The following is a 20,028-nucleotide window of genomic DNA, read 5'->3' as shown; positions in this document are numbered from 1 at the left end:
GAGGCGGCGCAGGCGCCGCCTTTTTCAGGTACCGGCCTAAGTGGACAGGCTGAACACCGCGCAATACAGCTGTTCCAGGCCGACCACGCGGGCGGCCGGTATCCGTGCCGCCAGGGCATGCGCGGCCGCCGCCTGCGTATCTGTCGCCAGCAGCACGCGCAGTGCAGGATTGACGCTGCGCGCATGGGCGATGCGGCGCGCCAGGCCCGCCTGCGCGGCGGCGTCCACGGCACCGTCCAGCGGCACCACCAGCACGCGCGCGGCACCCAGTGCCGAGCGGCTGCCCATGGAATCGCGGCCTTCGCTGTCGATGACGATGTCGTGGTAGCAGTGCACCAAGTGTTCCAGTTCCGGCTGCAAGCCCTTGGCGCTGATGGCACGGGCCATCAGGCGGGGCGCCGTCACGCTGCCCCGCATGCCGCCGGCACGCAGCTTCCCGGCGTGTGCCAGGGCTGCCTGGCGCGGATCGGCGTCGAGCAGCAGCACCTTGCGTCCGGCCAGCGCGCGCGAGGCGGCCAGCCGTCCGGCGACGATGGATTTTTCCAATCCTCCCCGATCATCCGTGATGGCGATGATCATCTTGGCGCACGGCTGGCATGATATTGGCGGCGGACACCAGCTGCAGCAGGCAGCCTTCGCGAGACTCTTCCTTGTCGCTGGCCGTCCACACGGGCAGCGCCATCAGCTGCTCCAGCGCGTCGGCCAGCGCGGCCCGGCCTGCGGCCGACATCGGCGTCAGCGGCAAACGCAGCTCGTCGCGCACCTTGCCCTGCATGGCCAGCGCCGCCTTCACGGGAGCGGGATTCGGTTCGGAAAACAGCAGGCGGATGACGGGCAGCAGCGTCTTGAACAGGGCGCCCGCGGCGCCGTGGCGGCCCTGCCTGACGAGGTGGTACAGCTGCGCATACAGGTCGGGGCGCACCTGGGCGGCGGCCGACATGGCGCCGTGGCCGCCCATCGACAGGCTGGCCAGCAGCAGCGCATCGTCGCCGCACAGCACGTCCAGCCGCGTCTCGAGCAGCAATTCGGCGAACTGCTGCAGCGAACCGCCCGCCTCCTTGATGGCGACGAAATGCGAGTCGCGCGCCAGCAGGGCGGCCGTGGCTGGCGCAATCTGCACGCCCGTGCGCGCCGGCACGTTGTACAGCACGATGGAGTGGTCGGTGGCGGCGGCGATGGCCTGGAAGTAGCGCACGATGCCGTCCTGCGAAGGGCGTACGTACGACGGCGCCGAGACCAGCAGGCCGGCAAGCGGATGGTCGTGGTAGCGCTGCACCGTGGCCGTGACCTGGCGCGTATCGCTGCCGCCCACGCCCATGACGACGGGGAAGCGGGGGCCGACGGCTTCGAGCACGCTGTCGAGCAGCAGGGTTTGCTCCTGCGCGTCCAGCATGGCCGCTTCGCCCGTGGTGCCGCAGACAACCAGACCGTCGATGCCGCTGGCGGCCAGTTCGCTGGCCAGCTGCTGGGCCGCGGCGAGATCGAGTTCGCCATTGCGAAACGGCGTGACCATCGGCACCCAGATGCCCTGGAAGTGCGCGGTGATGCGTGCGGAAGACATGGCGTGGTCGCAGGTGTACTGGTTCATGCGGATTTCCCCTGGCTGATGCGGCCAAATTCCGCCGCCGGCAAGAGGCGCATGACGGCATCCATGGTCAGGCGCAGGGCCGGTTCCGTTACGCACAGCCATACCTTCATGCGTGCGGCATGGTCGACCGCCTCGACGCGCATGAAGGACAGCATCGTGCCGCAGATTTGCACGACGAGCTGGCGCAGCTGGGCCAGGCAAGCCGTGTCGACGGTGATATGCATGAGGAAGGTGGGCAGGCGGGAATGGCGGTGAGGGAGGGCTTGACGGGTATGCAGACGTGAATGGGTTTCCATGGCGGCTATGCAGCGGTGGTTGAGGTACGTTCAAGATTAGCAGCGGGGGCGTAAAGATTCTCTAAAAAGCCGGCTTTGCCGCGTAAACAGCCTGTATGCAAAGGGCACCCGCGTGTTGCGCGGATGCCCCGCGAGTACGCTTTTGTTACAAAATTGAATCGTGCTTTCGGAAGCAGGGGTTTATATTGAAAACGTCTCCGCTTTCAGTCAGCCCCGCCATGTCAGACGAAAAAGATCCCCAGCAGCCCCCCTCCCCCGATCCTGCAACGCCGGCGCGGCCTGACCGGGTCGGCCGCGCGAGCGATGACGAGCACCGTGCGCGCGACGCGGCGCCCCGCTACCTGAAGGATAACGACACGCCGCTGGCGCTGGCCTGGCGGGTACTGACGTCGCGTTACCGCTCCATGCGCGACAAGGCGGGGCGCGACTTCATGCGGCGCACGCTGCGCATCGGCATCTCGGCGCGCATTTTCCACCCCGAGCCGGGCGCCACTGGCCTGCGCAGCAAGAATTTGCAGTATCTGGAAGAGTCGATTGCCCAGTGGGTCATGTCGCGCGACGTGCTGGTGTTCATGATCCCGACCGTCAATACCAGCGGCTTGCTACACCCGAGTAACATCACCCTGCGCCACTATGCGCGCCACCTGGACGGCCTGGTGCTGCAAGGCGGCGCCGACGTCTCGCCGCAGACGTATTCCGAGACGGCCACGCGGCCTGAATGGAGCGGCGACCGCGCGCGGGACCTGTACGAACTGGAACTGCTGCACGAGTTCGTCGACGCGGGCAAGCCCGTGCTGGGCATCTGCCGCGGCTGCCAACTCATCAACGTGGGCTTCGGCGGCACCCTGTACCAGGATATCGCCTCGGACGTGGAGGGCGCCACTTCGCACGTCAACGACCTGTACGACCGCCACCGCCACACCATCGTCTTCCCGAAAGGCTCGTCGCTGGCCAGCCTGTTCCCGAAGACGGGAGAGGCGCTGGTCAACTCCATCCACCACCAGTCCGTCAAGGACCTGGGGCGCGACATCACGGTGGAAGCGTATTCGCAAGGGGATAATATCGTCGAGGCCATCCGCTACCAGCGGGCGCGCTTCGTCATGGGCTTGCAGTGGCATCCGGAGTTCCATTCGGCGGGCGGCGTGGAGCTGCTCGATTGCACGCCCATCCTCGATAATTTCCTGCGCGCGGCGCGGGAGACGCGGTTTTGAGTGCGCACCTGATGCGCCGGCGTACGGTGCTGGCCGCCCTGCTGGCGCTGCCGCTGGCGGGGTTGCGCGCCGCGCCGCAGCCGCACGAAGAAGCGCTGGCGTTCGCCCTGACGTCGGCCGCGCGCGCCCGCACGCTCAAGGCGCGCGTGGAGCCGGCCATCGCGGAACAGGTGCTCAAGGCGGCGCGCAAGGATGCGGCGCGGCCCGTGCACCTGATGGCCGAAGTGCGCACGGGCGGCTTGCTGAAGGGAGAAGGCGGACGCGAAAAAAGCCAGCAGGCGCAGGAAGACTGGCGCCAGGCGCGGCTGCAGGCGCTGGCCTGGCGCTTGTCGGGCGAGATGGCGCATTTCGAGGCGGCGCGCCAGCTGGTACTGGCCTGGGTCAGCGGCTACCAGCCGTCGTTCAGCCCCATCGACGAGACGGAGCTGGCCGGCATGCTGATGGGCTTTGACCTGATACAGGAACGCTTGAGCGGCGTGGAGCGCGAGCAGGTACGGGCCTTTTGCCGCACCCTGGCGCAGGGCTACCTCAGTGATCCCGTCAAGGTGGGCGGGCCATCCACGGCGCGCAACAACTGGCATAGCCACCGCATCAAGATAGGAACCGCTGCCGCCTATGTCACGGGCGAGGCGCTGCTGATCGCGCGCGCGAAGGAGCGCTTCCTGGCACACGTGCCGCGCAATATCGGCGCCGGCGGCGTGCCATTTGATTTCGAGCAGCGCGACGCCCTGCATTACACCACCTACAGCCTGGAGCCGCTGCTGGCGACGGCGCTGATGGCGCAGGCGCATGGCGATGACTGGTACGGCGCGCCGGAAGCGCAGCGCCTGGCCGAGGCGCTGGCCTGGCTGGCGCCGTATGCGCAGGGCAGAAAGACCCACGAGGAGTTCGCGAAAAGTGCCGTGCCGTTCGACCGCAAGCGGGCGGCGGCAGGCGAAAAAGGCTTCACGGGCGCATGGGAGCGCGGCGGCGCCGCCAACGTGTACCTGCTGGCGGCGCGCTTCGATCCCGCTTACCTGCCACTGGCGCAGGAGCTGCGCCCGCCAGCCTGGGCGCTGGCGCTGTATGGCGCTTAGCCGAGGCAGTTAAAACTTCGTGCGCAGCGTGAACATCACGTTGCGCGGTTCGCCGTAGAAGCCTGTTTCGAACAGGCCCAGGCCCGTCAGGTACTTCTTGTCCAGCAGGTTGTTTACATTCAGGCTGGCTGTCGTGTTCTTGCTGATCTCGTAGCGGGCCATCAGGTTGACCAGCGCGTAGCTGCCCTGGCCTATGCGCGCATAGTCTTCGGCGGCCGGATTCCACAGCTTGCCGAAATAGCTGCTTTGCCAGTTGATGCCGCCCCCCACTGTGACCTTGTCCAGGCTGGCGGGCAGGCGCCAGCTGCCTTGCACGCGCACCAAATGGGCCGGTTGCGTGGTTTGCAGCATGGTGGAAAAGACGTCCTTGCCGTCCGCATCGCGCACATGCGCATACGTGTAGCCGGCGCTCAGCTTCACGTCCTTGGCCACTTCGCCCGTCACTTCCATTTCCAGGCCGCGGCTGGTGACGCCGTCGATGGCCTTGTATGCCTCCTCGCCATTCACCTCGCCCACATAGCTGGCCACATTGCTCTGGCGGATCTGGAAGACGGCGGCGCTGGCATTGACCTTGCCCTCGAAGTATTCGGCCTTCACGCCCGCTTCCAATCCCTTGCCGCGCACGGGCGAGAGGAAACGGCGGTTGGCGTCGCGATTGCTTTGCGGCGCGAAGATGCTCGTGTAGCTGCCGAAGAGAGAGTATGTTTTATCGAGATCGTAGACCACGCCCGCATACGGCGTGACGACGTTGTTCTCCTCGATGCGCGAGGTGATGCGTGCGGTGCCGGTGTCGAAGAAGCTGCGGTCCTGCTCCTGCTTGTAGTCGCTTACGCGCGCGCCGACGATGACGGACAGCGCGTCGACGGGATGCAGGCGTACGGCGCCATACAGGCCGCTCTGGCGCGTGCTGTCGTTGTCGTTGCCCAGGCGTTTGAAGGCCGGTTCCGCGTACTGGCCGTGCCAGTCGAAATAACTGCCTTCGACAGGCGGGTAGACCGATTCATAGACGGGACCATCCTGCTTCGCCGTTGATGACGAATAGCCAAGCATGGCTTCATGCTGGTGGCCAAAGGCAGTAAACGGGCCGCTGGCGTCCACGTTGATGGTGGTCTGGCGGCGGTCGCCCTTGTATTTGCCCATGAAGAAATACGCGCCTTCGCCCGTGACGGGATCGGGATTGCCGCCGCTGGCCGAACCGAGCACGCTGTCATGCTTGCTGCGCAACTGGTTGGCGCTCAGCTTGATTTTCCAGTCGTTGGCAAACGTGTGTTCCAGCGACGAGAACAGGGTGGTGTTCTGCATGTCGCGGCGGCTCCAGCCGGTGGCCGGATTCCACGAAGTAGGAAAATCCGTGCGCGAGCCATCGGAAAACAGCACGGGGAATCCGGTCCAGGTCGAGCCGCGCGGCTTGTAGTCCTGGTGCGTGAAGCCGGCCGTCAGCAGGGTCACTGGCGTCAGGTCCGCCTCGACGATGCCGTAGGCGACGGATTTCTGCTGCTTGTAGCGGTCCAGGTAGGAATGCTTGTCCTGGTAAGCGCCCACCAGGCGGCCGCGCACCGTGCGGCTGGCGTTCAGGGGACCGGAGACATCGACCTCGCCGCGGTAATTGTCCCACGAGCCTGCGCCCAGGGTCGCTGCCCCCGCGAAGTCGGCGGTGGGACGCTTGCGCACCATGTTGACGGTGGCCGACGGGTCGCCCGAGCCGCTCATCAGGCCCGTCGCGCCCTTCAGCACTTCGATGCGGTCGTAGATGGCCATGTCGCTGTTGGTCGTGCCCCAGTCGTACACGCCGTCATAGATGGCCGAGACGCCGTCGTACTGGAAATTGGTGACGGCAAAGCCGCGCGCCTGGAAGCTCCAGCGGTCGCTGTCGTAGTTTTGCACGCTCACGCCATTGACGTTTTTCATGACGTCGGAGACGGCATTGCTGTTCTGGTCATCCATCTGCTGGCGCGTGACGATGGTCAGCGATTGCGGCGTCTCGCGCTGGCTCAAGGCCAGGCCCGTGGCGCCGCTGGCGGGACCGCCCGTGTAGCTGTCCGTGCCGCTGGTGGCGGCGCTGCGCTCGGCCGCCGCCACGACGGTGACGCCGCTCATGACAGCCACGCCGCGGCTGTCCGGCGTAGGAGCATTCGCGCTGGCGGGGATTTTCTGCAGCAGGTAGCCGCCATTCGGCTGCGGCACGGCGTGCAAGCCGCTGCCGGCCAGCAGCACGCGGAAACCATCGTGCACGCCATAGCTGCCTTGCAGGCCGGCGCTGCGCAAGCCTTGCGTGGACTCGCTGGAGAACGACAATAAAATGGCGCTGTCGCTGCCGAAGCGCGTCAGCACGTCGCCCAGCGCGCCGGCGGGGATGCTGTAGACGCGCAGTTGCTGGCTTTGAGCCTGGGCCAGCGCGGGCAGGGTGAGGGCCAGGCCGATTTGCGACAGGGCGCAGGCGAGGATGGTGCGGGTCAGGAGGGAACGCGAAGCGTGATGCATGGAATAAAACCTTTCGTGGATGCGCAAGAGGGAGACTGCCTGTCTTCCAGGTCACGCGGCCACGGTGAAACAGCTCACTTTGCGGAAAATAATGTCAGCGCCGCGCCAGTTCGATGCGCACCACCTGATGTCCCCAGAAGCGCGTGACGATATTGCGCCGCAGCTGGAGGCTGGCGCTGACGGCGTCGAGGATGGCATCCACGTCGGCCAGCGGATAGGAGCCGGAGACGCGCAGGCCGGCGCTGGCCGTTGTGCAGCCCAGCGGGACTTCGCTGTAGCGCGACAGCTCGGCGAGGAAATCGGCCAGGCGCATGTCGCGCGCCACCAGCATGCCCTCGAGCCAGGCGCCGCCATACGGCGCCAGCGCCTGGCGGTGATGGCTGTCACTGTCGAAATGAACGCCGTCACCAGGATGCAGTACCAGGCGGTGGCTGCCGTCATCGGCCAGCACCGCAACGGCGCCTTCGAGCACGCCGGCGCTGGCATAGCCATCGTGCAGGCGCACCGTGAAGCGCGTGCCCAGCGCCTGCAGGCCGCCATGCGGCGTACCGACAAAGAACGGCCGCTGCGCCGCATCCTTGCCGGTGGCAATAAAGATTTCGCCTTCCAGCAGTTGAATGCGCCGCTGCTCGCCGCTGTAGTCGACATTCACGGCGCTATTCGTGTTGAGCGTGAGCTGCGTGCCGTCGCCCAGGGTCACCACGCGGCGCTGGTTGACGCCGCTGCGGTAGTCGGCCGTCCAGCTGCGCCACGGGCTGCGGCGATCGAACGCGTACAGCGAGGCGCCGCAGGCCAGCAGCAGGGTCAGGGTCTTGACGGCGTGGCGACGTGGCGCATTGGCTTGCACGCAAGCGCGCAGCAGGGTGGCGTGCGCCTCGGGCGGCAAGTGCTCGTGCTGCAGTTGCAGCTGCTGCCACGCTTGCGTGGCGCTGCCGGCCCGCTGCAGATGGCGTTTCACGGTGGCCAGCGAGATGCCGAGCTGGCGCGCGATGTCTTCCTGCGGCAGTTCGTCGAGCTGGCGCAATAAGAAGGCCCGCTTGACGGGTGGCGGCAAGCCATCGAGCATGCGGTCGAGTTCAAATACGGTGGCCAGCAGCAGCGCCCGTTCCTCGGGCGACGGGGCGTGCGGGGAAGGCAGCTGCGCCAGCACGTCCAGGTAGGCTTGCTCCAGCTTCTGGCGGCGGTAATGGTTGAACAGGACGCGCTGCGCCACGGTGGCGAGAAAGGCGCGCGGCTCGCGCGCGGCGACGGCGTCTTCACGGTCGAGCAGGCGCAGGAAAGTATCCTGCGCCATGTCGGCCGCGCAGGCCGTGCTGCCCAGCTTCTTGCGCAGCCAGCCCTGCAGCCAGCCGTGGTGGTCGGCATACAGCGTCGCGATGTCCTGGCGGTGTAGCGGCTCTGCCAGCGGCATCGCGTTCCCCTTGCTTGTCCCATCCGGCTGGGCTGGGTCCTTGGTTTAAACAATAATAAGAATCATTCTCACTTATTGTAACAAGCGGGGGCGGGCGCTGTAAATGACGGGAAGACGCGGTGTGGTTTTTTGGGCGCGTCGCGGTATGCCGGGGTCTGACCCGGCGAGCCAGATCCCATGGACAGAAGGGGCGGTTGAGTCCCTCAGGGGCCAACCCCGGTCGTGCCGGGTGGGGAGTGAACGGGCCACGTTGCTGGGGTAAAGGTCACGATGACTGGCAAAACCGTCGCGAGCGGAAGGGAGAGGTGGCTGAGAAGCGCAATCGTACGCAGGTACGGTGAGCATCGCAGGCCACCTATGCCGACGCGCAGCAGGTTTGGCCTGGCATCCTCAGTAATTCATGGGTTCGCCACGGAAGCAGCGGATGGCCGAATCGACCATGCCCTCGGCGCTGCCCTGCAGGCTATGCTGCTTGCGCAGGTATTGCGCGTCGCTCCACTGCTTGGCCACGTCCGACAGGTGCTTCAGGGCGGGCGTGCTGCCCAGCGCCTCGGCGTGCGGCTCCATCTTGCGCAGGGTGGTCATGATGTCTTCGCGCAGCGACATCGTCTCGTAGGTTTTTGGGTGCGTGATGGCGCCATCGAGGCCGAAGCGGCAGGCCTGGAAGCGGTTGTAGTTGTACACGAGGTAGTCGTCTTCCACAGGCGGCGCTTCCTTCTGCTCCAGCAGGTAGCGGCACAGTGCCTGCAGGTAGGCGGCCAGCGCGGCGGCACGCTCCACCGTCAGCGGCGTATCGCACACGCGCAGTTCGATGGTGCCGAATTCCGGCTTGGGACGGATATCCCAATAAAAATCCTTCATGCTCTTGATGATGCCCGTGTTTTCCATCTTGGCGAAATACTCGTTGGAGAACTGTTCCCAGCTCAGCGTGAACGGCGCGCGCCCGCTCATGGGGAAGGCGAACACGGAATTCAGGCGGGCCGAATCGAAGAGGGTGTCGCGTCCCTGCACATAGGGCGAAGAAGCCGACAGGGCGATGAAGTGGGGGATGTAGCGGTTCAGCGAATGCAGCAAAAACATGGCGTCGTCGCCCGAGGCACAGCCGATGTGCACGTGCTGGCCGAAGATGGTGAACTGCTTGGCCAGGTAGCCGTACAGCTCCGAGATTTCCTGGAAACGGGGCTTGGAAAAGATTTTTTGCGACGACCATTGCTGGAACGGGTGCGTGCCGCCGCCCGCGATGCCGATATTGAGCTTGTCGCCCGCCGTGACCAGGGTATCGCGGATTTCCTGCAACTGCTCCAGCAGGGGGCCGTGATGCGTGTGCACGCTCGAGTTGATCTCGATCATGCTCTCGGTGATTTCCGGCGTGACGTTGCCGGGAAACGGTTTTTTCCCCAGCAGGTGCAGCAGGTCGGGGCTGGCGGCCGTCAAGTCGTAGTCCGACAGGTTCACCAACTGCAGTTCGAGTTCGACGCCGAAAGTCAGCGCGGCCGATTGGCCAAAGGGTTCCAGCGGCATTTAGCGCTCCTTGATTTCGTGGGTTTCTTTGGCCAGCATCAGCACGCGCTGCACCAGCACGGGGCCGACCAGTTCCAGGCCCAGCGTGACGGCGGCCAGGGCATTCAATTCGTCGCCGAAGTTCACGCCGTGCTGGCGCGCGTGTTCGAGCAGCAGGATGATGAAGACGGAGACGGGCGTCAGGGCCACGCCCGTCAGGATGCCCTTGCGCCAGGAGATGCCGCTGACGTGCGAGAACGCGGCCACGCCGACGACTTTGGTCAGCAGGCGCCCGCCGACGACGGCCAGGGCCAGGGCCGCGCCGGCCGTCACGCTGCTCCACTCCAGGGTCGAGGCGGCGTACACGAACAGCAGCACCGTCAGCAGTTCGCCCAGCGCGCCGAAATTGCGCTGCGCCTGGCTGAAGGCGACGCGGCGGTGGCGCGCCACCAGGCCGAAGGTGAGGGTGGCCAGCAGCGGCGACAGGCTGGTGGTGTAGGTCAGGGCGACGAGCAGCATCACCGACAGCGCGAAGGCCACGGTGGCGTCTTGCGCCATGTTGCCCAGGCGGCGCAGCATGGCCGGCACGACGATGCCGAAGACGGTGCCGGCGGCCACGGAGGCGGCCAGCACGGCGGCGCTGCTGCTGGTCGCCTCGATCAGGTCGGTGGAGCTCTGGAACATCCAGAAGCCGATGATGATGTTGAAGGTGAAGACGGCCAGCACGCAGTTGAGCGCCGTCAGGTGGACGATGCGTTCCGTGACCTGGCCCGAGCTGCGCTCCTCGTTAATCACGCGCATGATGGTAGCCGGCGAGGTGGACATGGCCAGGGACGCCAGCAGCAGTGCCGTCATCGAGGTGGTGCCGAATTCGATGCCGATGAAGTAGACGACGGCAAAGGTCAGCAGGGATTCGACCAGGCCCGTGACGGCGATCCACGGGTTGTTCTTCAGCCAGCGCAGGTTGATGCGGTAGCCGACCTCGAACAGGATCAGGCCGAAGGCCACGTCGGCCAGCACCAGCATGGGGCCCGCGTCCGTCTGCGGCAGGATGCCGACCTGGGTTTGCGCCAGGATGAAACCGATCACGCCATAAAAACTGATGCGCGGCAGGCCAGTCCAGCGGTGACCGAATTCACCGACGACCCAGGCCAGGGTGATGGCGAACGGCCAGGACAGGTCGGCGGCGATCGAGATCAGACTTTGCATGCTCATTCCTTTGAAATAGCGCTTGCACCGGCCGGCAGCATGGGAGCTGGCGCGGCAATGTCGTGGTGCAGCGATGGTGCATTGTTTGCGCAGAGCGATGCGCCGATTCTACCGGAGCAGAAGGCGCGCACGATGTGCGCAATCGAACAGTGTCACGGCCATGGCGGCCGCGCACAAGATGCAGCTGGGCGGGCTTGCCAGTATCGATGGCGCGCGCCCGCAGCGGAGAAGCTCCGCGGTGGTTCTGTCCCGCAGTGTACGACATGGCGGCGGCATGCCGCCATGGACTTCTTGTTGCGCGTCTTTATTTACTGAGCAAACGCATGCCCCGTTCCAGTCCATCGATCGACAGGGGGAACATGCGGTCGTTCATCAACTGGCGCATCACGCCGATGGATTGGCGGTACTGCCACAGGCCTTCGGATTCGGGATTGAGCCAGATGAATTTCGGGAAGGCGCTGGTGAAGCGCGCCAGCCAGACGGAGCCCGCTTCCTCGTTGTTGTACTCGACGGAGCCGCCCGGCTGCAGGATTTCATAGGGACTCATGGTGGCGTCGCCGACGAAAATGAGCTTGGTGTCGGGCGGGTATTTGCGCAGCACGTCCCAGGTGGGAAAACGTTCGGCGTGGCGGCGCCGGTTGTTCTTCCACAGCGTGTCGTAGACGCAGTTATGGAAGTAGAAGAATTCCATGTTCTTGAATTCCGTCTTCGCCGCCGAGAACAGTTCTTCCGTGCGCTCGATATGGTCGTCCATGCTGCCGCCCACGTCGAACAGCATCAGCACCTTGATGCGGTTCTTGCGCTCGGGGCGCATCCTGATGTCGAGGTAGCCCGCGTTATTGGCCGTGGCGGCGATGGTGGCGTCCAGCGCCAGCTCATCTTCCGCGCCTTCGCGCGCGAACTTGCGCAGGCGGCGCAGCGCGACCTTCAGATTGCGCGTGCCCAGTTCGCGCTCGCCGTCGTAATCCTGGTAGCTGCGCGCTTCCCACACTTTCACTGCCGTGCGGTTGCCGCCCTTGCCGCCGATGCGGATGCCTTCCGGATTCGTGCCGCCATTGCCGAACGGCGAAGTGCCGCCCGTGCCGATCCACTTGCTGCCGCCTTCGTGGCGCTCTTTTTGCTCCTTCAGCAGCTCGTTCAGGCGGTCCATCAGCTTGTCGTAGCCAAATTTTTCCAGCTGCGCCTTCTGTTCCTCGGACAGCTCGCGCTGCATGCGCTTGAGCAGCCAGTCGAGGGGAATTGCCGCATTCGTGTCGAAAGCCCCGTTGACGCCCTTGAAATACTGCGCAAAGGCGCGGTCGAACTTGTCGAAATGCGCTTCATCCTTGACCAGGGTCAGGCGCGACAGATAGTAGAAATCATCCATCGATGCCTCGATGACGTTCTTTTGCAGCGCCTCGAGCAAGGTCAAAAATTCCTTGATCGAGACGGGTATCTTCGCGTCCTTGAGCGTGAAGAAGAAATCGATCAGCATGGCGGCGCCTCTGCCGCGCGCGGCAGCGCTTGAATCGGCCGCTGCGCCAGCTTGTAGCGCAGATGGGCGGCGATTTCCGGCCACTCGCCCCGTGCGATGCTGTACATCACCGTGTCGCGCACCGTGCCGTCGCGGCGCAGTGCATGGTGGCGCAGCACGCCATCCTTTTTTGCGCCCAGGCGCTCGATGGCCGCCTGCGAGGCGTGGTTGAAATTGTCGGTGCGCAAGCCCACCAGCGCGCAGCCGAGGGTGTCGAAGGCGTGTGCCAGCAGCAGCAATTTGCAGGTGGTGTTGACGTGGCTGCGCTGGCAGCGCTGCGCATACCAGGTGTAGCCGATTTCCAGGCGTTTGATCTCCGGCACCACGTCGTGGTAGCTGGTGGTGCCGAGTACCTCGCCGCTGGCCACGTCGATGACGGCAAAGGCGAAGCGCGAGGGACGCATTTCGATGCCCTTGAAGATGTACTGCTCCACCTGGTCGGGCTCGGGCACGGATGTCACGCGCAGCTTCCACAGTTCGCCGTCCATGGCTGCCGCGCGCAGGCCGGGCGCGTGGTGCGGCGCCAGCGCTTCGAGGCGGATGCCGTGCAGTTCCAGGGGGACGAAGACGTTGTCAGGGCTGATGTCGTTCACCGGCGCTCCTTAACGGTTGGTGCGCGACATGAACATCAGGCGCTCGAACAGGTGCACGTCCTGCTCGTTTTTCAGCAGCGCGCCATGCAGGGGCGGCACGACGGCCTTGTTGTCCTTGCTGCGCAGCGCGTCAAACGGGATGTCCTCGGCCAGCAGCAGCTTGAGCCAGTCGAGAAATTCCGATGTCGACGGCTTTTTCTTCAGGCCCGGCACGTCGCGCACTTCGTAGAAGGTTTGCAGCGCCTGTGCCAGCAGTTCCTGCTTCAGGTGCGGGTAGTGGACGGCGACGATCTGTTCCATCGTGTCCTTGTCCGGGAATTTGATGTAATGGAAGAAGCAGCGGCGCAGGAAGGCGTCCGGCAATTCCTTCTCGTTGTTCGAAGTGATGATGACGAGCGGGCGGTGGCGCGCCGTGACCATTTCGCGCGTCTCGTAGACGTAGAATTCCATGCGGTCCAGTTCGCGCAACAGGTCGTTGGGGAATTCGATGTCGGCCTTGTCGATTTCGTCGATCAGCAGCACCACCGGCTCGGGCGCCGTAAACGCCTGCCACAGCACGCCCTTGACGATGTAATTCTGGATGTCGCGCACGCGCTCGTCGCCCAGCTGCGAATCGCGCAGGCGCGAGACGGCGTCGTATTCGTACAGGCCCTGCTGCGCCTTGGTGGTCGATTTGATATGCCACTGCATCAGCGGCATGTTCAGCGCGGCGGCCACTTCCTCGGCCAGCATGGTCTTGCCCGTGCCCGGTTCGCCCTTGATCAGCAGGGGGCGCTTCAGGGTCAGCGCCGCATTCACGGCCAGTTTCAGGTCGGCGGTGGCGACATAGCTGTCGGAACCTTCGAAGCGTTGGCCTTGCTGGGAGTGCGGTGTTTGCATGAACGGTCTGCCAAAGTCGGGAAACGGTGAGTATAAACAGAACTGCGGCGCACCGTCACGCCGGTGGCTTGTGCCCGCATGCCGACAGTGGCTTTTTTGTAGGTGGACTTGCAAGAATATCTTGGTTAGAATCGGCAAGCAGAAGATTAATTGTCAACCTTAATTGTCAACACATAAGATCAAAAAAAACCAGCCTTTGCGTTTCTCCGATTACCTTTGTTCACTTTGCCACTATGAAAAAAATATTTGCACTTCTCGTGCTTGCCGGCATCGCCAATGCCGTCACAGCGGCTGACATTGTAGGAAACGCCAAGGCAGCCACTGCCAAGGTGGAAATGTGCATCGGTTGCCACGGCATTCCAGGCTACAAGGCGACCTTCCCCGAAGTGTTCCAGGTGCCCATGATCGGCGGCCAGTCGGCGAAATATATCGAGAATGCGCTGCAGGCCTACAAGAAGGGCGACCGCAAGCACCCCAGCATGAAGGGCATCGCCAGCAGCCTGTCGGACCAGGATATCGCCGATGTCGCCGCCTATTATTCGCAACAAGCCAAGCCGAACTGAGGACCAGCCAGATGAAAAAACTACTCGCCGCCCTCGTTTGCGCCACCGTTTCGTTCGGCGCTGGCGCCGCCGGCAATATCAACACGGGCAAGGCCCTGGCGGAAAAATACAGCTGCGCCACTTGCCACGGCAAGGATTATGGCTCGCCCATCGACCCGTCGTATCCGAAGCTGGCGGGCCAGCACAAGGATTACCTGGAGCACGCGCTCACCGCCTACAAGCGGGGCGACAAGGCCAACGGCCGCAACAACGCCATCATGACGGGCCAGGTGAAACCGCTGAGCAACCAGGACATCAAGGACCTGGCCGCCTATTTCCACAGCCTGCCGACGACCCTGGTCATCCACCGCTGATCCGTGCTGATCCCGGTCCCGAAGCCACGCTAGCCGTGGCTTTTTTCATACAGTGCAAGAAATACGAGACCGGTGATCAGCGGGATGTTTTTCGTCAGCGGCCCGAAAGGGTGGATCAGGAATTCCGGCAGGAAGACGGCGATCACCAGTGTATAGCCGGCCACCAGCGCGCACTGTATCCACCACAGCCACGGCCGGGCGTGCAGCAGCGAGGCGATGCCCATGGCCAGGTCGGCCAGGCAGGAGGCGGCAAACACTTGCTCGGTATGCAGCGTGATGCCGCTGCGGCGCAGCCAGGCGAGCGATTCGCCATGCGGATACAGGTACCAGGAGACGAGCGCCGTCCAGATCCAGATGAAGGCCATGCCGAGGCGCAGGGTCCAGTACAGCCGGCGCAGGGTCGCCGGCGTCATGGCGCGGGCTTGGCCACCATCAGCCAGTAGACCAGCATGAGGGCGACAAACGCCGGCACGCCGAGCCAGAACCAGCAGCGCGCATAGATCCAGTACAGGCGCGGCAGCGGTGTGCCCGTATCATCGGCCAGGCGGGCCAGGCTGCGCATGCGGATCTGCAGCCACACCACGGGCAGCCAGCAGGCGCCAGCCAGCGCATACAGCAGCATCGAGGCGAGGACCCAGCCGGACAGGATCGGATAGCCGGCCAGATGCGCCAGCGCCAGCCCGGACAGCGGCTGGACAATGACGGCTGGCGTGGTGAACAGCCAGTCGGCCAGCACCGTCTTTTCAGCCGACAGGCGGATCGCGCGCACCTCGCCGCCCCGCTCATTGATCCATTTGAAGAAGGCGATGCCGATGCCGGTGCCAAACAGGATCGTGGCGCTGAGGATGTGCAGCCATTTGACGAACAGGTACCAGCTCACGCCGGTACCTCGGTCACAGCATAGCCTTGTAGCGCGGCCAGGTAAGCTTCTACCGTGAGCAGGCCGACGCAGGGCGTGGCGCCGCGCGGCAGCGGTACGCCGCCGCTGGTGGCGCTGGCCAGGCGGTTCGCCAGCGCGATCGCCGCGCCGCAGGGAATATGCGGACCGTGGTTCTGCGCCGCCAGCAACTGCCATGTCAGCGCCAAGGGCCAGCCATCCAGACCCACGCCTTGCATCGTCACGAACATCGCGCCCTTGTCGCTGACCAGCGGTTCCACCCGCTTGCTGATGGCGTGCAGCGGCTTGACCAGCGGCAGCAGGCTGCGCAACAGGCCCAGCCGCACCAGCTGCGCGGCGGCCCAGACGAACAGGTGGCCGGGTGCGCCGGCAAAACCGGCGTGAAAGGTGACGGTCTCGAGGCCAGGATAGCGTTGCGGGAACAGCGCCAGGTCGGGCACGTCGCAGCTGCCCAGCAAGCGCCGTCCCACGGGCGCGGCAAAGCGGTGGCGTTTCAGGTCTAGCCAGCCATGCGTGGTTTCCTGGGAGCCGGCGACGAGGCGCTGGAATGGCTTGCCGCAATACGAGAAGATGCCAGCCATGGTGGCGATGCCAGGCGCACGGGCGCCGGAGGCGATGCCGTGGCGGATCGACGTCAGCTGGCGAAAGCGCGGCAGGTAGCGGTCCACCACGGCCGACGAGAGCGCCGGCAGCGAGCTGGCGCCGCTGGTGACGAAGACGCCGCGCTGGCGCGCCCGCTCGTCGAGGCTGGCAATGCCGGCGACAAAATCGCGGCCGTCCGCCAGGTCGATGTAGTTGGCGCCGGCGTCGATCGCCGCGCAGGCGACGCGGTAATCCTGGCCCTGGAAGGGGCCGGCGGTATGGATCAGCGTATCGACACCCAGTTCGGCCAGGCGCCGCGCCAGATCAGGCGCCTGCGCATCGAGCGCCAGCGCCTGCTGCGGCGGCAAGCCCAATTGCGCCGCCAATGCCCCGGCCCTGGCGGCATCGCGCCCGGCCACCAGCAGATGGATATCCTTATTGCCGGCCAGTGCCTGGCAAATGCGCGTGCCGAAAAAACCGTAGCCGCCTAATACAAGAATGGTGTGATGGGCCAAGATATCCTTCGGTTGATGAGTGTCTTGGCAACATGATACTAGCTGATCAGCGGCGGCGCACGCAGTCGATATACGCGTCCGTGTCCGGCGGCAAGCCCGAGCGCTGCGAAGCCCAGATCATCTGGCCCAGGCACTCCATCACCTCGTGGTGGGCCGCATGGGCCGAATCGAGGCGCTGCGTCAGTTGCTGCACGGCAGGGCGGATGCCGCGCGGCTGGTCCACCTGTACCTGTTCCGTGATCGACAGGTGCATGGACAGGTGCAGGAAGGGATTGGCCTGGCCCCCTTCGACGGAGTAATCGCGCGCCAGCGCCGCTTCCACATCGGCGAGTTCGTTCTCGTATTCGGGGTGTTCCAGGATCCAGTCGAGTGCGATGGCCTCCATGGGCGTGAGGATTTCGTGGGCTCGGTGCTTGCGCAATGTTTCGCAAAAGAAACGGCGTACATCGTCGGAAGAGGGGTTGAACATGGCTGAGTATTCTGGCTGAATGAATGGCTGAAGGGCAGCCGGCATTGTAACGCGTAGGCAAATAGTGGGCAGCCGCAGGTCTTTTTTACGCCGCCCGTCCGTCTCCATGACCCGATAGTTACCGAAATATAATACCTGGCAGTAAGTATTATCCACGATCCCCGCGCCCCGGCGGCGCCAAATAACGGTGATAAAATCGCCGCTCTTGATATTTGCACTGGACAGGACGGCGATTTCATTGCCGGTTTTCCCGCCGACAACGATGTCGCGCCGTCCATTGCCCGCACCTTTGCCACCAGCAGTCACTCACGGCCTGAACCGTGGCACGGCAGCATGCCTGACACCATCGCCCTTCGCCTCTCCGGCCGCTTCAGCGAACCGGATGGCAGGCTGTTTTCATTTACGGCAGCGATGGTGCCGTTGCGGTGGCGCACAAGAATCATCCTTCAGTATCCCTCAATGGAGTTACGTATGCGTAAATCGCTATTACTTTTGATGTCGTGCCTGATCCTGGCGGCATGTAACAAGACCCCGCCGGCCTCGTCTGAAAAACCGGTCGACGTGCTGCTGATCGGCGCCGGCACCATGAGCGCCACCCTGGGCAGCATGCTCAAGGAACTCGACCCGTCGCTGACGATGGAAATGGTCGAGCGCCTCGATTCCGTGGCCGCCGAAAGCTCGGACGCGATGAACAACGCGGGTACGGGCCACTCTGCGTTTGCCGAACTGAACTACACGCCGGAAGCGGCCGATGGCAGCATCGAGACGAAGAAAGCCGTCGAAATCAACGAGCAATTCGAAATTTCCAAGCAATTCTGGGCCTACCAGGTGGCCAACAAGCACCTGGGCGCGCCGCAGACCTTCATCAACAACGTGCCGCACATGAGCTTTGTGTGGGGCGATGCCAATATTGCTTTTCTGCACAAGCGCTATGACGCGCTGCAAAAGCAGAACTTGTTCAAAGGCATGCTGTACTCGGAAGACCAGGAGCAGATCGCGCAATGGGCGCCGCTGGTCATGCAAGGCCGCGACAAGGGCCAGAAAGTGGCAGCAACGCGCATGGACATCGGCACCGACGTCAATTTCGGCAATCTCACGCGCGGCCTCGTCAAATACCTGACGGACAGCCATGGCATGGTCTTGCACCTGCGTCACCAGGTGGAAGACATTCAGCGCGGCGCCGATGGCGTGTGGAACGTCAAGGTGAAAAACCTGGCCGACGGCCAGGAAAAGAATGTGCGCGCCAAGTTCGTCTTCATCGGCGCGGGCGGCGGTTCGCTGCCGCTGCTGGAAAAATCGGGTATTCCGGAAGCCAAGGGCTACGGCGGCGTGCCGGTGGGCGGCCAATGGCTGGTCACCACCAATCCGGAACTGGTGGCGGCACATGCGGCCAAGGTCTACGGCAAGGCGTCCGTCGGCTCGCCGCCGATGTCCGTGCCGCATCTGGACACGCGCATCATCGATGGCAAGAAAGCCCTGCTGTTCGGCCCGTTTGCCACCTTCTCGACGAAGTTCCTGAAAAACGGTTCGTGGATCGACTTGCCTGCCTCGATCGGCACGGGCAATGTGAAACCGATGCTGCAAGCCGGCTACGACAATATTCCACTGACGAAATATCTGGTGCAGCAAGTGATGAACACCCCGGAAGACCGCCTGGCCACCCTGCGCGAATACTTGCCGAATGCCAAGATGGAAGACTGGACCCTGCAAAACGCTGGCCAGCGCGTGCAGATCGTCAAGGATGACCCGGTCAAGGGTGGCTTGCTGCAGTTCGGCACGGAAGTCGTCGGTGCCGCCGATGGCAGCATCGTTGCCCTGCTGGGTGCCTCGCCGGGTGCCTCGACCGCGCCGCCGATCATGATCAAGGTGCTGCAGACGGCGTTCAAGAGCCGCCTGGCGACGCCGGAATGGCAGGCGAAGATGGTGGAAATGGTGCCGTCGTACGGCCAAAAGCTGAACAGCGATCCGGCCCTGGCCAACAAGATCCGCCACTACAGCAGCGGCATCCTGGGCTTGAAAGCCTTTACCCTGGACGTTCCCGCTGCCGCGGCTGCGCCGGCAAGCAACTAAGTTGACGGTTCCGGCAGGGTAGTTCCTACCGGAATGAAAAAAGGGGCAGCCTGGTCAGGCTGCCCCTTTTGCGTGGGAGAGTGCGTTCATTGCCGTGGACTACCCCTTGCCCGGCAGAATCAGCTCCGGCGTGCGTCCGTCCGCGTCCGGGCCGTCGCACGGCCTGGCCACGGCCGTGGCGTCCTGTGCCCGCGGCGCGTGCGGCTGGCGCAGGTAGCGCGACGTGTGGCGGTGTTGCTGCTGTGCGTTGCCATGCACGGGCCAGGTCAGGAAGCGGGACAGCTCCTGCAAGGCGCGCTGATATACATCGCGTTTAAATTCAATCACGACATCGAGCGGGACCCAGTATTCATGCCAGCGCCAGGCGTCGAACTCGGGATGGTCGGTCAGGCGCAGATTGACGTCATTGTCGCGCGCGCACATTCTCAGCAGAAACCAAATCTGCTTCTGGCCACGGTAATGGCCGCGAATCTCGCGCTTGATGAAGTGGTCTGGCACTTCATAGCGCAGCCAGTCGCGGGTGCGGCCGACAATTTTGACGTGTTCCTGTCTGAGTCCGATTTCCTCTTCAAGTTCGCGAAACATGGCTTGTTCCGGTGTTTCGCCATATTTGATACCGCCTTGTGGAAACTGCCATGAGTGCTCGCGCACCCGCTTGCCCCACCACACCTCGTTCTGGGCGTTTAGCAGGATGATGCCGACGTTGGGCCGAAACCCTTCACGGTCGAGCATAATGCACCTCAAACTTTCTGCGACAGTGCGTCTTTTTTTACATAATTACCCACAACTCCGCAAGCCGGCCACCTTTTCGGGGTGCGAAA

Annotated in this window: 20 protein-coding genes and 1 pseudogene; 5 read left to right on the top strand and 16 right to left on the bottom strand. The window is 64.1% G+C overall.

What is annotated here, in order from left to right:
* Positions 1–36: 36 nt before the first annotated feature.
* Genes AC07VL_RS02005 through AC07VL_RS01995 form a run of 3 tightly spaced genes read right to left on the bottom strand, consistent with a single transcriptional unit; the run spans position 37 to position 1,884 of the window.
* The gene (locus AC07VL_RS02005; protein ID WP_494804373.1) at positions 37–579 is read right to left on the bottom strand and encodes a division plane positioning ATPase MipZ; all 543 of its coding nucleotides are present in this window, start codon (positions 577–579) and stop codon (positions 37–39) included.
* Positions 557–1,588: a 4-hydroxy-tetrahydrodipicolinate synthase gene (gene dapA / locus AC07VL_RS02000; RefSeq protein ID WP_494804372.1), complete on the bottom strand. Its 1,032-nt coding sequence runs from the start codon at positions 1,586–1,588 to the stop codon at positions 557–559. Before dapA ends, AC07VL_RS02005 begins: the two co-directional genes overlap by 23 nt.
* A complete protein-coding gene (locus AC07VL_RS01995; RefSeq protein ID WP_494804371.1) occupies positions 1,585–1,884 on the bottom strand; it encodes a hypothetical protein in 300 nt (99 codons plus the stop codon). The genes dapA and AC07VL_RS01995 overlap by 4 nt, the downstream gene beginning before the upstream one ends.
* Before the next feature lie 218 nt (positions 1,885–2,102).
* On the opposite strand from AC07VL_RS01995, the gene AC07VL_RS01990 reads away from it, so the two are divergent.
* Entirely contained in the window at positions 2,103–3,095 is a 993-nt protein-coding gene (locus AC07VL_RS01990; RefSeq protein WP_494804370.1) for a gamma-glutamyl-gamma-aminobutyrate hydrolase family protein, read from the top strand.
* Positions 3,092–4,171 (top strand): alginate lyase family protein, encoded by a 1,080-nt coding sequence (locus tag AC07VL_RS01985; RefSeq protein ID WP_494804369.1) that lies wholly within the window; start codon positions 3,092–3,094, stop codon positions 4,169–4,171. The genes AC07VL_RS01990 and AC07VL_RS01985 overlap by 4 nt, the downstream gene beginning before the upstream one ends.
* 9 nt (positions 4,172–4,180) lie before the next feature.
* On the opposite strand, the gene AC07VL_RS01980 is transcribed toward AC07VL_RS01985, so the two are convergent.
* The 8 genes and pseudogenes from AC07VL_RS01980 to AC07VL_RS01945 all read right to left on the bottom strand — a co-directional run bounded on the left by AC07VL_RS01980 (position 4,181) and on the right by AC07VL_RS01945 (position 13,757).
* On the bottom strand, positions 4,181–6,652 hold the full coding sequence (locus AC07VL_RS01980; protein ID WP_494804368.1) for a TonB-dependent siderophore receptor: 2,472 nt from the start codon (positions 6,650–6,652) through the stop codon (positions 4,181–4,183).
* A 94-nt stretch (positions 6,653–6,746) separates the two neighbouring features.
* Positions 6,747–7,499 (bottom strand): FecR family protein, encoded by a 753-nt coding sequence (locus tag AC07VL_RS01975; RefSeq protein WP_494804453.1) that lies wholly within the window; start codon positions 7,497–7,499, stop codon positions 6,747–6,749.
* An 81-nt stretch (positions 7,500–7,580) separates the two neighbouring features.
* Positions 7,581–8,063, bottom strand: a pseudogene (locus tag AC07VL_RS01970) (sigma-70 family RNA polymerase sigma factor); the annotation flags it as partial.
* A gap of 390 nt (positions 8,064–8,453) precedes the next feature.
* Positions 8,454–9,584, bottom strand: a complete 1,131-nt coding sequence (locus AC07VL_RS01965; RefSeq protein ID WP_290601027.1) for a YbdK family carboxylate-amine ligase — start codon at positions 9,582–9,584, stop codon at positions 8,454–8,456.
* Positions 9,585–10,772: a cation:proton antiporter gene (locus AC07VL_RS01960; RefSeq protein WP_494804367.1), complete on the bottom strand. Its 1,188-nt coding sequence runs from the start codon at positions 10,770–10,772 to the stop codon at positions 9,585–9,587.
* Between the two features lie 304 nt (positions 10,773–11,076).
* Positions 11,077–12,246 carry a vWA domain-containing protein gene (locus tag AC07VL_RS01955; RefSeq protein ID WP_494804366.1) on the bottom strand — a complete coding sequence of 390 codons (1,170 nt, stop codon included), beginning with the start codon at positions 12,244–12,246 and terminating at the stop codon, positions 11,077–11,079.
* Complete coding sequence (locus AC07VL_RS01950) at positions 12,240–12,878, bottom strand: GNAT family N-acetyltransferase (RefSeq protein WP_494804365.1); 639 nt, start codon at positions 12,876–12,878, stop codon at positions 12,240–12,242. The genes AC07VL_RS01955 and AC07VL_RS01950 overlap by 7 nt, the downstream gene beginning before the upstream one ends.
* A gap of 9 nt (positions 12,879–12,887) precedes the next feature.
* Positions 12,888–13,757 (bottom strand): AAA family ATPase, encoded by an 870-nt coding sequence (locus AC07VL_RS01945; RefSeq protein WP_494804364.1) that lies wholly within the window; start codon positions 13,755–13,757, stop codon positions 12,888–12,890.
* A 233-nt stretch (positions 13,758–13,990) separates the two neighbouring features.
* Here AC07VL_RS01945 and AC07VL_RS01940 point away from each other — a divergent pair, with 233 nt between their 5' ends.
* Both AC07VL_RS01940 and AC07VL_RS01935 read left to right on the top strand, forming a co-directional pair.
* On the top strand, positions 13,991–14,320 hold the full coding sequence (locus tag AC07VL_RS01940) for a c-type cytochrome (RefSeq protein ID WP_076566305.1): 330 nt from the start codon (positions 13,991–13,993) through the stop codon (positions 14,318–14,320).
* Between the two features lie 11 nt (positions 14,321–14,331).
* Entirely contained in the window at positions 14,332–14,673 is a 342-nt protein-coding gene (locus AC07VL_RS01935; RefSeq protein ID WP_494804363.1) for a c-type cytochrome, read from the top strand.
* 29 nt (positions 14,674–14,702) lie between these two features.
* On the opposite strand, the gene AC07VL_RS01930 is transcribed toward AC07VL_RS01935, so the two are convergent.
* Genes AC07VL_RS01930 through AC07VL_RS01915 form a run of 4 tightly spaced genes read right to left on the bottom strand, consistent with a single transcriptional unit; the run spans position 14,703 to position 17,137 of the window.
* Complete coding sequence (locus AC07VL_RS01930; protein ID WP_494804362.1) at positions 14,703–15,086, bottom strand: DoxX-like family protein; 384 nt, start codon at positions 15,084–15,086, stop codon at positions 14,703–14,705.
* Positions 15,083–15,553: a DUF2269 family protein gene (locus AC07VL_RS01925; RefSeq protein ID WP_494804361.1), complete on the bottom strand. Its 471-nt coding sequence runs from the start codon at positions 15,551–15,553 to the stop codon at positions 15,083–15,085. The genes AC07VL_RS01930 and AC07VL_RS01925 overlap by 4 nt, the downstream gene beginning before the upstream one ends.
* Positions 15,550–16,668 carry a saccharopine dehydrogenase NADP-binding domain-containing protein gene (locus AC07VL_RS01920; protein ID WP_494804360.1) on the bottom strand — a complete coding sequence of 373 codons (1,119 nt, stop codon included), beginning with the start codon at positions 16,666–16,668 and terminating at the stop codon, positions 15,550–15,552. The genes AC07VL_RS01925 and AC07VL_RS01920 overlap by 4 nt, the downstream gene beginning before the upstream one ends.
* 46 nt (positions 16,669–16,714) lie before the next feature.
* A complete protein-coding gene (locus tag AC07VL_RS01915; RefSeq protein WP_131373609.1) occupies positions 16,715–17,137 on the bottom strand; it encodes a DUF1841 family protein in 423 nt (140 codons plus the stop codon).
* Positions 17,138–17,608: 471 nt separating this feature from the next.
* On the opposite strand from AC07VL_RS01915, the gene mqo reads away from it, so the two are divergent.
* Positions 17,609–19,207 (top strand): malate dehydrogenase (quinone), encoded by a 1,599-nt coding sequence (gene mqo / locus AC07VL_RS01910; protein ID WP_494804359.1) that lies wholly within the window; start codon positions 17,609–17,611, stop codon positions 19,205–19,207.
* 99 nt (positions 19,208–19,306) lie between these two features.
* Here mqo and AC07VL_RS01905 read toward each other — a convergent pair whose 3' ends face one another.
* The gene (locus AC07VL_RS01905; protein WP_494804358.1) at positions 19,307–19,939 is read right to left on the bottom strand and encodes an RNA pyrophosphohydrolase; all 633 of its coding nucleotides are present in this window, start codon (positions 19,937–19,939) and stop codon (positions 19,307–19,309) included.
* Between the last annotated feature and the right edge of the window lie 89 nt (positions 19,940–20,028).

The sequence above is a fragment of the Janthinobacterium sp. GW821-FHT03C08 genome (assembly GCF_059420905.1).
The sequence above is the reverse complement of the archived record's forward strand: the minus strand, read 5'-3'. Positions and strand labels throughout refer to the sequence as shown.

Coding starts and splice junctions, on each gene's coding strand:
- AC07VL_RS02005 (WP_494804373.1), bottom strand. CDS start 579: ATGATCATCGCCATCACGGATGATCGGGGAGGATTGGAAAAATCCATC.
- dapA (WP_494804372.1), bottom strand. CDS start 1,588: ATGAACCAGTACACCTGCGACCACGCCATGTCTTCCGCACGCATCACC.
- AC07VL_RS01995 (WP_494804371.1), bottom strand. CDS start 1,884: ATGGAAACCCATTCACGTCTGCATACCCGTCAAGCCCTCCCTCACCGC.
- AC07VL_RS01990 (WP_494804370.1), top strand. CDS start 2,103: ATGTCAGACGAAAAAGATCCCCAGCAGCCCCCCTCCCCCGATCCTGCA.
- AC07VL_RS01980 (WP_494804368.1), bottom strand. CDS start 6,652: ATGCATCACGCTTCGCGTTCCCTCCTGACCCGCACCATCCTCGCCTGC.
- AC07VL_RS01965 (WP_290601027.1), bottom strand. CDS start 9,584: ATGCCGCTGGAACCCTTTGGCCAATCGGCCGCGCTGACTTTCGGCGTC.
- AC07VL_RS01960 (WP_494804367.1), bottom strand. CDS start 10,772: ATGCAAAGTCTGATCTCGATCGCCGCCGACCTGTCCTGGCCGTTCGCC.
- AC07VL_RS01955 (WP_494804366.1), bottom strand. CDS start 12,246: ATGCTGATCGATTTCTTCTTCACGCTCAAGGACGCGAAGATACCCGTC.
- AC07VL_RS01945 (WP_494804364.1), bottom strand. CDS start 13,757: ATGCAAACACCGCACTCCCAGCAAGGCCAACGCTTCGAAGGTTCCGAC.
- AC07VL_RS01940 (WP_076566305.1), top strand. CDS start 13,991: ATGAAAAAAATATTTGCACTTCTCGTGCTTGCCGGCATCGCCAATGCC.
- AC07VL_RS01935 (WP_494804363.1), top strand. CDS start 14,332: ATGAAAAAACTACTCGCCGCCCTCGTTTGCGCCACCGTTTCGTTCGGC.
- AC07VL_RS01930 (WP_494804362.1), bottom strand. CDS start 15,086: ATGACGCCGGCGACCCTGCGCCGGCTGTACTGGACCCTGCGCCTCGGC.
- AC07VL_RS01915 (WP_131373609.1), bottom strand. CDS start 17,137: ATGTTCAACCCCTCTTCCGACGATGTACGCCGTTTCTTTTGCGAAACA.
- mqo (WP_494804359.1), top strand. CDS start 17,609: ATGCGTAAATCGCTATTACTTTTGATGTCGTGCCTGATCCTGGCGGCA.
- AC07VL_RS01905 (WP_494804358.1), bottom strand. CDS start 19,939: ATGCTCGACCGTGAAGGGTTTCGGCCCAACGTCGGCATCATCCTGCTA.